10 protein-coding genes are annotated in these 11,896 nt (G+C 52.1%); 6 read left to right on the top strand and 4 right to left on the bottom strand.

What is annotated here, in order from left to right; all coding sequences use genetic code 11:
- From proB to PAT3040_RS34020, 3 genes are all read right to left on the bottom strand, one after another.
- Positions 1–855 (bottom strand): glutamate 5-kinase (gene proB / locus PAT3040_RS34030; protein ID WP_258235297.1); only part of this gene is annotated, 855 nt, incomplete at its 3' end.
- A gap of 359 nt (positions 856–1,214) precedes the next feature.
- The gene (locus PAT3040_RS34025; protein WP_108996144.1) at positions 1,215–2,411 is read right to left on the bottom strand and encodes a pyridoxal phosphate-dependent aminotransferase; all 1,197 of its coding nucleotides are present in this window, start codon (positions 2,409–2,411) and stop codon (positions 1,215–1,217) included.
- 150 nt (positions 2,412–2,561) lie between these two features.
- Positions 2,562–3,068: a hypothetical protein gene (locus PAT3040_RS34020; RefSeq protein ID WP_108996143.1), complete on the bottom strand. Its 507-nt coding sequence runs from the start codon at positions 3,066–3,068 to the stop codon at positions 2,562–2,564.
- Positions 3,069–3,192: 124 nt separating this feature from the next.
- Here PAT3040_RS34020 and PAT3040_RS34015 point away from each other — a divergent pair, with 124 nt between their 5' ends.
- Positions 3,193–3,996 carry a carbon-nitrogen family hydrolase gene (locus PAT3040_RS34015; protein ID WP_108996142.1) on the top strand — a complete coding sequence of 268 codons (804 nt, stop codon included), beginning with the start codon at positions 3,193–3,195 and terminating at the stop codon, positions 3,994–3,996.
- A gap of 47 nt (positions 3,997–4,043) precedes the next feature.
- Here the strand turns inward: PAT3040_RS34015 and PAT3040_RS34010 are convergent, their stop codons facing one another.
- A complete protein-coding gene (locus PAT3040_RS34010; protein WP_108996141.1) occupies positions 4,044–4,949 on the bottom strand; it encodes a LysR family transcriptional regulator in 906 nt (301 codons plus the stop codon).
- Between the two features lie 335 nt (positions 4,950–5,284).
- Between PAT3040_RS34010 and leuC the strand changes: the two genes are divergently transcribed.
- From leuC to PAT3040_RS33985, 5 genes are all read left to right on the top strand, one after another.
- On the top strand, positions 5,285–6,700 hold the full coding sequence (gene leuC / locus PAT3040_RS34005; RefSeq protein WP_108996140.1) for a 3-isopropylmalate dehydratase large subunit: 1,416 nt from the start codon (positions 5,285–5,287) through the stop codon (positions 6,698–6,700).
- Positions 6,701–6,731: 31 nt separating this feature from the next.
- Positions 6,732–7,331 (top strand): 3-isopropylmalate dehydratase small subunit, encoded by a 600-nt coding sequence (leuD, locus tag PAT3040_RS34000; RefSeq protein ID WP_108996139.1) that lies wholly within the window; start codon positions 6,732–6,734, stop codon positions 7,329–7,331.
- Between the two features lie 252 nt (positions 7,332–7,583).
- On the top strand, positions 7,584–9,035 hold the full coding sequence (locus tag PAT3040_RS33995) for an N-acetylmuramoyl-L-alanine amidase (protein ID WP_181377010.1): 1,452 nt from the start codon (positions 7,584–7,586) through the stop codon (positions 9,033–9,035).
- Between the two features lie 22 nt (positions 9,036–9,057).
- The gene (locus PAT3040_RS33990) at positions 9,058–9,624 is read left to right on the top strand and encodes a GerMN domain-containing protein (RefSeq protein WP_108996137.1); all 567 of its coding nucleotides are present in this window, start codon (positions 9,058–9,060) and stop codon (positions 9,622–9,624) included.
- Between the two features lie 162 nt (positions 9,625–9,786).
- Entirely contained in the window at positions 9,787–11,889 is a 2,103-nt protein-coding gene (locus tag PAT3040_RS33985) for an S-layer homology domain-containing protein (RefSeq protein WP_108996136.1), read from the top strand.
- The last annotated feature ends 7 nt before the right edge of the window (positions 11,890–11,896 follow it).

Genomic DNA, 11,896 nt, shown 5'->3' with positions numbered 1-11,896 from the left:
GGCACCGTCATCGACGGCGATCCGTCCCTGTGGCAGCGAGTGGAAGCCAAGCCACTGCTTCTTCATGGACAGGCTGTGCAGCTTCGTATCAAAATACGTACCGCTTCCGACGCCGTTTACGGCCGCAGCGAGATCGCCCTCGTTCGTCACTTTGCCGATGAAGGCTCCCACACCGCCGCGCATCGCCACGCGTGCCGCTTCAATCTTGGAGCGCATGCCTCCGGTGCCGACGGACGAACCGGCGCCGCCTGCAAGCTTTAAAATTTCATCGGAGATTTGCTCCACGCGTCCAATTTTGACGGCTTCCGGATTAATGCGTGGATCTTCGGTGTACAAACCATCCATATCGGTAATGATGACGAGCTTGGAAGCCTTCGTCAACGCCGCAACCAGGGCGGACAGATTATCGTTATCGCCGAACTTAAGGACAAGCTCATCAGTGGCAACCGTGTCGTTTTCGTTAATGATAGGAATGATCCGCTGCTTCAACAGCTCTTCGATCGTCATCAGCGCGTTCTGGATCCGTCTGCGATTGGAAAAATCCGCTCTTGTCAGCAGAATTTGCGCAGCGACAATGCCGTACTTGCTGAGCTCCTCTTGATAGGCCTGCATGAGCAGCGCTTGACCGACAGCCGCGGCCGCTTGCTTTTCGTGAACGAGCTTTGGTCGAGAAACGTAGCCGATTCGGCGGAATCCGGCAGCTACAGCGCCGGATGTGACCAGCATAACCGCATGACCCTCGGCATGTTGAAAGGCTAGCTCCCGCGCGAAGTAGCCGATTCTTTCCTTGTTAAGCCCGCCTTCCTCGGAGGTAAGGGAGCTGCTTCCGATTTTTACTACAATTCTATCCGGCATTTAGGTCACTTCCTGTTCGTTATCTCCGTTAATACGCAAAAAAGACTTCCGTCCTGTAAAAAGGACGAAAGTCACAAGCTTCCGCGGTACCACCTTCATTGACGGCGGCTTGCTAGGCAAGCGCAGCCATCCATCTTTGGTGCCTCGTAACAGAAGGCGCTGTCCGGTTTGTCGCCGGCCGTTCGGAGGTAGGTTCTGCAAGTAGCCCTCGGTAAATTCTTACAGCCTAAGGAATTTACTCTCTGGTCGCGGCCTGGCCTGCGTACTGGTCCCGTCATCACGTTGCATGTTCAATTAGATTAAGAATAGCATGATAGACGGAACCTGTAAAGCAAGGCAATCGCAGCGTTTGAAGCCTGTCATGCCCCAAACAGTCCCAGTTTCCCTATGCGTGCAACGGCTTCCCGGAGCCGCTCCTCCGATGTTAGCAGGCCGAGTCGAACATAACCTTCTCCGTGACTGCCGAAGCCAACGCCAGGGGCAACGACAACATCCGCCTCGTACAACAGTTTATCGGCGAATTGCTCGGATGTGTATCCTTCCGGCACCGGCAGCCAGCAGAAGAAGGAGCCGCCGGGCTTATCGGCTTTCCAGCCGATGGCATCCAGCGATTCGAATAACACATCACGACGGCGCTCATAGGTTGCGGACAAATCCGCCACACATTGCTGTGGACCCGTCAGCGCCAATGCGGCGGCTTCTTGAATGCCGCCAAACAGACTGCAATAATAATGATCCTGGATCAGATTGATAAGGGAAATGATGTCGGCATTGCCAAGCGCGAATCCGACCCGCCAGCCAGCCATGTTATACGACTTGGATAAGGTATAAAACTCGATGCCGACTTCCTTCGCGCCTGGCGCCTGCAGAAAGCTGACCTGCTTCCGTCCATCGAAGCCGATGGCTCCGTAGGCGAAGTCGCTAGCCGCAACAATTCCGTTGCGTTTGGCGAATTGGACGGCCTCCGCATAAAAAGCTTCGTTTGCAATTGCACCCGTCGGATTATTGGGATAATTCATGAACATCAGCTTTGCGTCGGCGGCAGTCTCGTCGCTTATCGCGGAGAAATCGGGCAAGAAGCCGTTTTCCTTCGTAAGAGGCATAAATGCCATCTCGGCTCCGGCCAACGCAACGCCGGACCAATAATCGGGATAACCGGGATCGGGTACAAGGCAGACGTCGCCTGGATTCAGCAGACATTGGCTGATTTCCACCAAACCCGTTTTGCCGCCGAATAAAATGGCAACCTCCGTCGCAGGATCCAGCTCGACGCCGTAATCTTCCATGTAACGTTCGGCGACGGCTTCTTTAAGGAAGGAATAACCGCTGAATGGAGGGTACTTATGATAGAGAGGATTGCTTGCGGAATCCTGCAATTTTTTCACAATATGGGGAGGCGTCGGCTGGTCCGGATTGCCTTGTCCCAGGTTGATTACGTCTCTGCCCTCCGCGATCTGGGCATTTGCCTTGCCCACCAGCTTGGCGAAAAATTGCGTCGGCAGCGCCGACATCCGATCTGCGGGTTCAATCTTCATTCCGTTCGGACTGTTCTTCATCTCTCTCAACTCACTCTCCACATGGCATGCTGCGGTCCTAGCGCGTTAAACGCTTGAACATTAGCAATAATGTAGCATGAATAAGAGGAGATTAGAAGACGCCATCCCGCCGAAAATTCGGAAGGGTGACGTCGATTTCAGACGTGGTGCTCAATCCGCAAGCACAGGGATCCCAACCTTGCGGATGAACGGTTTTATGTCTTCTTTGAACAGTAGGAGGTAAGGCTTGCGTTCGCCGTCGAACACCAGCAGGAGCGGCGGATTGTTTTCGCAATAAAACAAAAATACATCGTTTGTGGTTATGGATATGGCGTCCGCCTTTACAACGGCGGGCTTTGCCAAAGGAATACGGTAGACGAAGGTGCAGCTGTTGTCCGCCGTCATCTGAGGCGCAAGGCCAGTAACGGACTTCAACCATTTTTTGGACATCTTCTGAAAGGACTTGTCGTTTGGAACGGATCGTACGACTTTGCCTTGAGCAACATCGAATGCCTGCACGGGCTTCAGTCCCGTTTCGCCTGCTTCGTCAGGGGCGGCCGCTTTCCGCGGTTCAGGCTGGACAGACTGGGGCGCCGCCAAAGCGGAAGGACTTGCAAGTGCCGCCAAAATAAGCAAGGCAGCCATGATCACCGTGACTCGATTGAACAAAATGGTCATCTTTTCCTAATCTCCTTTATGGATGAGGCTTGTCGTTGCGCTCCGCTTAAGTTGCCCATCTTGACACGGTTCCATGAGAGGGTATCATTAGGGAAAATCGACTTGCACGGGAGGAGAGTCATCTATGGCCAACACGACGAGGATTCGGATGGCATTGCTTCAGATGAACATCGAAGCAGGGTTTCCCGAGAGGAATTTCGCCAAGCTTCAAGAGATGATGGAGAAAGCAATGGAGGATAAGCACAAGCCGGATGTGCTGATGTTTCCCGAAATGTGGAATACTGGCTATGCTTTGGAGCAGATCGAGGATCTTGCCGACCCATATGGCAAACAATCGACCGAACTGCTGTCGTCTTTCAGCAAGAAACATGGCGTCTATATCGTAGGCGGCTCCATTGCCGAGAAGCGGGAGGACGGCGTATATAATACGACGCTCGTTTTCGATCGCGAAGGCAACAGGATCTCGGATTATTCCAAGATGCATCTGTTCCGTCTTATGTCGGAGGAAAAATACCTCAAAGCCGGAAGCCATACGGGACGTCTGGAAATCGAAAAAGCGGAAGCGGGAATGATGATCTGCTACGATATCCGGTTCCCGGAGCTCGCGAGAAAGCTTGCGCTTGACGGGGCGAAGCTGCTCTTTGTGCCGGCGGAGTGGCCTAACCCGCGTCTGCACCACTGGCGTACCTTGCTGACGGCGCGCGCCATCGAAAACCAGATGTACGTGATCGCGTGCAATCGGATGGGGCAAAGCGGAGAGACCTCTTTTTTCGGTCATTCCATGATCATCGATCCTTGGGGAGAGATCGTCGCGGAAGCTGGCGAAGAAGAAGTGATACTGTTCGGAGACATTGATCTCAAGCTTGTAGACGATGTGCGGACTCGCATACCCGTATTCGAAGACCGGAGACCGCAGCTGTACAAATGACGATGACGAAGCGGATCGAAGCGGAGAAGGAGCTGGGGCGTAGCGCCCTAGCTCCTTCTGTTCTGGTAATGGCCGATCGTCTCGTTTAATGTGGAAATAAAGGATCGGGCGGCCTTCGACAAGTAACGTCCCTTGCGGCTGGCAATGACAAGCGTCCGTGTCGGCCTGGTGCCGAGCTGCAAATATGCGGGGGAGAATTCTCCTCCTGTCGGCCGCGTTAGCATCTGCGGGACAAAGGCGATGCCCATGCCGCCCGCCACAAGCGACTGAACGGTCTCGATATTGCTGCTCTCGAATACAATCCGCGGGGTAAAGCCGGATACTTCGCATAGCTCCACCGTAATTTGACGGAAGCCCTGACCGCGTTTCAGTCCGATAAACGGCTCTTGCTTAAGGTCGGCGATATCTACCTCTCCGCCGCGTTTCGCCAGCGGATGCTGCTGCGGTACGGCCAGGCAAATCTCTTCTTCCAGATAGGGCTCCCAGGAGAGGGAGTTGTCGATGAGAGGAAGCGACAATAAGCTGATATCCGTGCCGCCGCTGGCCGTCAACTGCTCCAATCGGGCGGTTGTCTCCTCTACGAGCACCACTTCGATTTGGGGATACAGAGCTCCGAAGACGGGGAGAACGAGCGGGAGGACATGAGAACCCGTAATGGGCAGCGTGCCGACCACGAGCCGTCCGCGACGCATCTGCGCCATGTCGTCCATCTCCTGCTTGAGCTGTTCGACGGCGTCCAAAATACTTTGGGACTTCTCGACGAACACTTGTCCCGCTTGAGTCAGCTCCACGGAGTTCGTCGTACGTCGGAACAAAAGCAAGCCCAGTTCCTGTTCCAGCTTGGACAATTGCTGGCTTAACGAAGGCTGGGCGATGTGCAGCTTGTCGGCGGCGCGGGAGAAGTTTTTTTCGCTGGCGATCTGAATGACGTAATTCAATTGTCTAAGTTCCATGGCGCGATACCAGCCTTTCTTTTTCGAATAGTGGGATTCAAAAAGTTCGGTTCTCAGTACCGAGAAGATTGGATGAAGCTAGAACCTGAGGAGCGGAGCGTAGCAGCGCTACGTGAGCACCGGAAGGTTCGGCTGAATTCAATATTCGACGTCGAATAGGCATCTAGAAATACTTCGTAATGGGAAGCGGACTTTTTGAATTACCTTTTATAGTCGTTACCTATAGTGGTTATAGATATTATATCTTAGATCAATGAAGAAAGACATGTTATCATGATAACAAATTATTAGTTTGTGAAAGTGGAAAGCAATTACGAACTCATGGGGTGAGCATAATGTCGAAAAAAACAATGTTCGAAAAAATTTGGGATAATCACGTTATTCATCAGGAAGAAGGCAAGCCAAGCGTTATCTACATCGACCTGCAGCTGGTGCACGAAGTAACTTCGCCGCAAGCGTTCGAAGGTCTTCGCATGACGGGCCGCAAGGTTCGCCGTCCGGATCTGACTTTCGCTACGATGGACCATAACGTGCCGACGAAGGATCGCTTCAATATTACGGATCCGATCTCCAAGCAGCAGATCGATACGCTGACGCAGAATTGCAAGGACTTCGGCGTAAAGCTGTTCGATCTCGATAACATCGATCAAGGCGTAGTTCACGTTATGGGTCCGGAGATCGGCCTGACGCATCCGGGCAAGACGATCGTTTGCGGCGACAGCCACACATCCACGCACGGCGCCTTCGGCGCATTGGCGTTCGGCATCGGCACAAGCGAAGTGGAGCACGTCATGGCGACGCAATGTCTCCAGCAATCCAAAGCCAAGACGATGGAAGTCCGCTTTAACGGCTCCCGCAAGCCAGGCGTAACGGCGAAGGACCTTATCCTTGGCGTTATTGCCCAATACGGCACGGACTTCGCAACGGGCTACGTTATCGAATACACCGGCGACGCCATTACCAGCTTGACGATGGAAGAGCGTATGACGGTATGCAATATGTCCATCGAAGCCGGCGCGCGCGCAGGTCTGATCGCGCCAGACGAGACGACTTTCAACTATCTGCGCGGACGCGAGTACGCGCCTAAGAACTATGACGAAGCCGTTGAAGAGTGGAAAAAGCTGACGACGGACGAAGGCGCGACCTATGATACGGTCGTCGAATTTGACGTCGACGCCTTGATCCCGCAAGTAACCTGGGGAACAAGCCCGGGTATGGGTACGGACATCACTTCCAAGGTGCCGAATCCGGCCGACCTGCCAACGGAAAACGAACGCAAAGCCGCCGAAAAGGCGCTTGAATACATGGATCTGAAGCCAGGTACGCCTATGACCGAGATCGAGATCGACTACGTGTTTATCGGCTCCTGCACGAACGGCCGGATCGAGGATCTGCGCGCTGCCGCAGAGATCGCCCGCGGCTACAAAGTAAGCGAGAAAGTAACGGCAATCGTCGTACCGGGCTCCGGCCGCGTCAAGCTGCAGGCGGAGAAGGAAGGTTTGGACCAGGTGTTTATCGACGCCGGTTTCGAATGGCGCGATGCAGGCTGCTCCATGTGCCTTGCGATGAACCCGGACGTTCTGAAGCCAGGTCAGCGCTGCGCATCGACGTCCAACCGCAACTTCGAAGGGCGTCAAGGCCGCGGCGGCAGAACGCATCTGGTATCGCCGGCAATGGCGGTAGCTGCGGCGGTTAACGGACGCTTTACAGACGTGCGCGATTGGGAAGTTAAAGCACCGGTTTTGAACTAACCTGAGGAAACGAGAGAGGGGATTAACAGATATGGAACCATTTAAACAATTAACAGGAATCGTAGCTCCCGTTGACCGGGTTAACGTCGATACGGATGCGATCATCCCGAAACAATTTTTGAAGCGCATCGAGCGCAGCGGCTTCGGCCAATTCTTGTTTTTCGAGTGGCGCTTCCACGAAAACGGCGAGGTTAACGCCGATTTCGAGCCGAACAAACCACGCTACGAGGGCGCTTCCGTCCTGATCTCGCGCGCCAACTTCGGCTGCGGCTCCTCCCGCGAGCATGCGCCTTGGGCGATTCTCGACTATGGCTACCAAGTCATTATCGCGCCTTCTTACGCCGATATTTTCTACAACAACTGCTTCAAGAACGGCATCCTGCCGATCAAGCTGAGCGAGGAGCAAGTGGAGGATCTGTTCCAACGCACGGCGAAGCATGACGGCTACAAGTTGTCCGTCGATCTGGAGAACAAGGTGTTGTCGGACGAATACGGACTTCGCATCGAATTCGATCTGGACGAACACCGTCGTCAATTTTTGCTTCAAGGTTTGGACGATATCGGACTTACGCTTCAACACGAGGACAAAATTACCGCATACGAGCAGAAGCACGCCGCTCGTCTGGGCTAATCCCGCAGAGACAAGGCGAAACGGCTACGCCGTCCTTTGGCGGCGGGGCGCGTTTCGTTCCGAGAAATATAGAGAAAGTGCGGCGAAATCATATACTTTCCTATATTTTAAAAAAGAGGACATTCCGGCCCAAAGTCGGATGTCCTCTTTTTTCCTCTAATCGCAACTTTTTATGGTGTAATGCGTCTAATGGTTGTCCGATCTGTCGAAAGTGGCAAGGTGTATCGGACAAATCAGTCATCGAGGTGGGAAATGAAAAAGTTTGTATCCATTCTGCTGCTCATGTCGTTATTGTTCACGTTGTTTGCGTCCGTAGGGCATGCTGCAAGCACTCCGCCCAAGCTGTTCCTGAACGGCAAGGAGCTGCTGTCGGATGTGGAACCCCGAATCGAAAAAGGTTCTACATTAGTGCCGCTGGCCATTCTTTCCGAAGGACTAGGGTACGAGGTCGAATGGGAAGGCGGACCGAAGAAGGTTACCGTCAAAAACGATTCGACCGTCATCGAGCTGATTATTAATCAGACTTCGATACGCGTCAATGGCGAAGTGAAGGAAATCGACGTCACGCCGCCGAAGCTTGTGAACTGGAGGACGATGGTTCCCGTTCGATTAGTTGGCGAACTATTAGGGATATCGTTCGAATGGAAGGAAGATGTAAGAGAAGTACATATGTTCGAGAAGGCGGAAGAACCGAAGCCGGGAACGGAAACGCCGGAGACGCCCGCGGTCGGTTACATAACGGCTGTTAACATGGACGAGCAATCCATCATCCGCATCTCCCATGCCGGAGCGAATGCGCCGGGGAAACCGAAACTGTTGGATAATCCTCGCAGACTGGTCATCGATTTTCCTTATACGGCCTTCATTCCGCAACTGGCAAATACGATAGGAACAGACGGACAAGCCAAGATAACAGTCGAAAACAATCCGTATCTGACATCCTACAGATACTCGCAGTTCTCAGCGAGTCCGCTAACAGCTCGATTGGTTGTCGATTTGGGCGATGATACGGGATACGTGCTGACCTCCGGAGAAAATGAGTTCGCGATCGCGCTCATGCCTTTATCGGAGGTGCCGGCTCAACCTGTTGATCCCGAAACGCCAACTGAGCCGGAAGAACCGTCGACTCCAGAACCGTCCACTCCGCCCGACAATTCTGCGGACGTGTACGACATCGTGCTCGATGCCGGCCATGGCGCCAAGGATCCAGGGGCTTACAGCAAGTCTTTGAACCGCTGGGAGAAGGAATTCAACTTGTCTGCAGTGCTCAAGATCAAGGCGGAGCTCGAGAAGGACAAACGTTTCCGCGTTCATTTGACGCGCAAGGACGATACGTTCCTAGAGCTGATGGATCGAGTGAAATTCGCCGAGAACGTTAAGGCTGATCTCTTTATCTCTGTTCACGCTAACAGCTACGATAATACGAGCGTGAGCGGCGTCGAGACCTATTATGAACGTGCGAACAGCAAGGCATTTGCGGAGACGATGCACAAATACGTACTGGCGGGTATGGGAATACGCGATAGAGGCGTCAAGAAAGCCGCATTTAAGGTAATCAAAGAAACGACGATGCCTGCGATTTTGATCGAAGCCGGATATTTGAGCAATGCTTCGGACGCAAGCGCTTTGTTTAATACTAAAACACAGGATAAGCTTGCAGTCGAAGTGGCCAAAGGAATTAAAGATTATTTGAAGCTGAAATAGAAAGCGAGGTTGATCCAAGATTATGAAAGCTGGAAAACTTCGAGTGATCCTCGGCGTTGCCGCATGTACGTTATTACTTGCCGGATGCGGCGTCAATGAGCCGGGCAACGTCGCAGGAGGCAGCGTCGTATCGCCCTCGCCAAGCGGTGCTCCTTCAGAGTCGCCGCTGCCAACGGCAAGTCCCGCACCGACGCCGGAACTTCTTTCGCAGGAGGTGTCCGTTTATCTAACCGACGAACAACTGCTTGAGATGATCGAAAGAAAAGTGACGATCGAATTCGGCAGCGAAGAGGAACTTCTGAACAAGACGATCGAGGCGCTGCAGGAAAACGAGGAACCGAACCAGTCGCTGTGGAACGGTATCGAAATTCTCTCCGCAACGTTAAATGAAGGTATCGCGACCATAGATATCAAAATCCCTGACGAGTCGAGGTTAGGGGCTCCAGGCGAGATGATGTTGATCGATTCCTTAAAGAAAACGTTGTTTCAATTCGAGTTCATTGATGGCATCCAACTGCTCGTTCAAGGCGAACAAGTGGAAAGTCTGATGGGGCATGTCGATCTGGAGCATCCTCTTAAAAAAGATTAGCGCAAGTGCGAGTTCATTGGTTGAATGAACGGCCGTTGCCGCCAAGTGACGGTAATGGCCGTTCTGCATGGAAGCGGGAGGAACTTTGTCGCTCAATGACGAATAAGTAAAAGTGGAATTTTTATGTATACATAAAGCTCTAATGCGAAGGAGATATGCCTAATGTTATTGCATGAAACTTGGAAAAAAATTATGACGGGCGCGCTTGCCTTCACGCTGGTAACGGGCAGCGGAACGGCCCTGTTGTCGACTCCGGTCCCGGTATCCGCGGAGGAAGCAGTCTCAACTAAAGCATTGCCGTTTACAGATATGCCTAATGGTCACTGGGCAGAAAAACATGTGGCCAAACTGTCGTTTCAAGGCGTTATTACGGGATATTATGACAAGAATACCGATACGTATACGTTCAGACCAGAGAAGAGCATCAGTCAGCAGGAGGCCGTGCTCCTTGCTCTTCGATTTGCCGGTTTGGATGACCTGGCGGATGAGGATTCGCTAATCGTATTCGGAGAAAAGTTTACGGTCGGCGATTTCTATAAAAAATATATCGAGCTTGCTTTTTCCGAAGGGCTCCTTGATCGCGATGAGGAATATCAATTGGCCGCGGCCGATCCCGATACCGAATGGGGCTCGAAGCCTGCCAGCCGCGAATGGGTTACGAAGCTCATCGTGAAGGCCATCGGGCAGGAGGCGGCGGCTTCGCAGCTTGAGAACGCGCCTTCGCATTTCACCGATGCAAACGACGTGCAGGTTCGTTATAAGGGTTATGTGAACGCAGCCTATCAGTTGGGACTGATCAAAGGTTTAACCGATACGGAATTTGCGCCTAAAAACGCCATAAATCGTGCAAGCTTGGCCACCTTGTTTAGCCGTGCGCAAACCAGCTTCCCTATGGACTATCCCGGACAAATAAGCGGCGTTGTTTCCGATTTGGGCGAAGACGCCATTACGATCTATGATGTCGGAGAAGAATTGAAGTTTACGCTTGATGCGAACACGCTCTATTATCATTACAATTCGGAGAAAGCGATCACTAAGGATCAATTGCTGGAATACGGCGACGTCTCCGTCATCGCCAAAGACGGCAAAGCTTTATACGTTGAAGTTCTGGGCGATGTGCAACATACGGATTCGATCTCGGGTACGTTCGCGCGTTATAACGAAACTTCGAAAATCTTTTATCTTTGGATTGACGATAAGCCGGTTGAAATCCAATACAGCGATGCCATGAGGATTGAAGATACGGACGGCAAAGTATTGACGCTGGCCGATATTAAAGCCAACGCTGCTGTTACCGTCGTGCGGGAAGCATTTGGCGAATCTCCGCAAGCCATTAGTCTCGTTGTCGCGGCTGAGCAGGCAGTGACGCTGATGTCGGGTGATTTTTATTCCGCAGATTCCAAAACGGTAACGATCACCAAGGATGGAGATTTGGTATCGAAGTTTCTGGCCGTCGGCGCAACGGTTGAAATTAGCGGATTGGCCAATGCCGCGATTGGCGATCTGATCCCCGGCAGCGATAAGGTTGAGGTCAGCTTGAACGATGAAGGCAAAGTAACAAAGATCAAAGTTCTCAATCGCGACGTGAAGGTGCTTGCGGGAGCGAGAATCGTGTATTACGACAAAGCGGATAAATTCGTGACGGTGCTTGGCAGCGACAAACAGCCGCTATCTTTGAGTTTGACCGATAAAACGATTTATAACTACTTGGGAACGACAATGGATAGAGAGGCGGCAATGGCTCTCATCAATAGCAACGTAAACGTTGTAATCAAACATACGGGCGCAAATGTCGTTTCGGTTAATTTTGTATTGAATTATGCAGGAACGATTACGGAGATCGATACTACAGCCAAATCGTTAACGGTTCTGACAACGGAAGGATACACCGTCAAAATTCCTTATACCGTTACCGGAGTGGAATGGTACAGCCGTCCTACGGCCACTCTAGCCGATTTGAAGACTGGCGATTCCATTACGGTGGCTATGAAGATGGACAAGGTTGAAGCGGCTTCTATTCGAGTTCATCGCACAATAGCATATGATGTCGTATCCGTGGACGTTGCCAACAAAAAAATGGTTATTAAAAACGCGGTCAATGATTCCGTTACGTTAACATTAACGAATGTTAAGATGTTGAAGCCAGACGGAACGAATGCACTTATTTCCACATACAGAGCTGGGGACAAGGTAGAAGTATCTTACATTGGCAATACTGTGATGCAGGTACAAGAAGTAAACACGAATAGCGGTTCCAACGGATAAAAGCATA

The sequence above is a fragment of the Paenibacillus agaridevorans genome, from assembly GCF_003112455.1.
Taxonomy (GTDB): domain Bacteria; phylum Bacillota; class Bacilli; order Paenibacillales; family Paenibacillaceae; genus Pristimantibacillus; species Pristimantibacillus agaridevorans.
This window is presented reverse-complemented; position numbering and strand designations above follow the sequence as displayed.

Bases quoted from the DNA above. Each gene is read 5' to 3' on its own strand.
- PAT3040_RS34025 (WP_108996144.1), bottom strand. From the start codon at position 2,411: ATGAAGAACAGTCCGAACGGAATGAAGATTGAACCCGCAGATCGGATG.
- PAT3040_RS34020 (WP_108996143.1), bottom strand. From the start codon at position 3,068: ATGACCATTTTGTTCAATCGAGTCACGGTGATCATGGCTGCCTTGCTT.
- PAT3040_RS34015 (WP_108996142.1), top strand. From the start codon at position 3,193: ATGGCCAACACGACGAGGATTCGGATGGCATTGCTTCAGATGAACATC.
- PAT3040_RS34010 (WP_108996141.1), bottom strand. From the start codon at position 4,949: ATGGAACTTAGACAATTGAATTACGTCATTCAGATCGCCAGCGAAAAA.
- leuC (WP_108996140.1), top strand. From the start codon at position 5,285: ATGTCGAAAAAAACAATGTTCGAAAAAATTTGGGATAATCACGTTATT.
- leuD (WP_108996139.1), top strand. From the start codon at position 6,732: ATGGAACCATTTAAACAATTAACAGGAATCGTAGCTCCCGTTGACCGG.
- PAT3040_RS33995 (WP_181377010.1), top strand. From the start codon at position 7,584: ATGAAAAAGTTTGTATCCATTCTGCTGCTCATGTCGTTATTGTTCACG.
- PAT3040_RS33990 (WP_108996137.1), top strand. From the start codon at position 9,058: ATGAAAGCTGGAAAACTTCGAGTGATCCTCGGCGTTGCCGCATGTACG.
- PAT3040_RS33985 (WP_108996136.1), top strand. From the start codon at position 9,787: ATGTTATTGCATGAAACTTGGAAAAAAATTATGACGGGCGCGCTTGCC.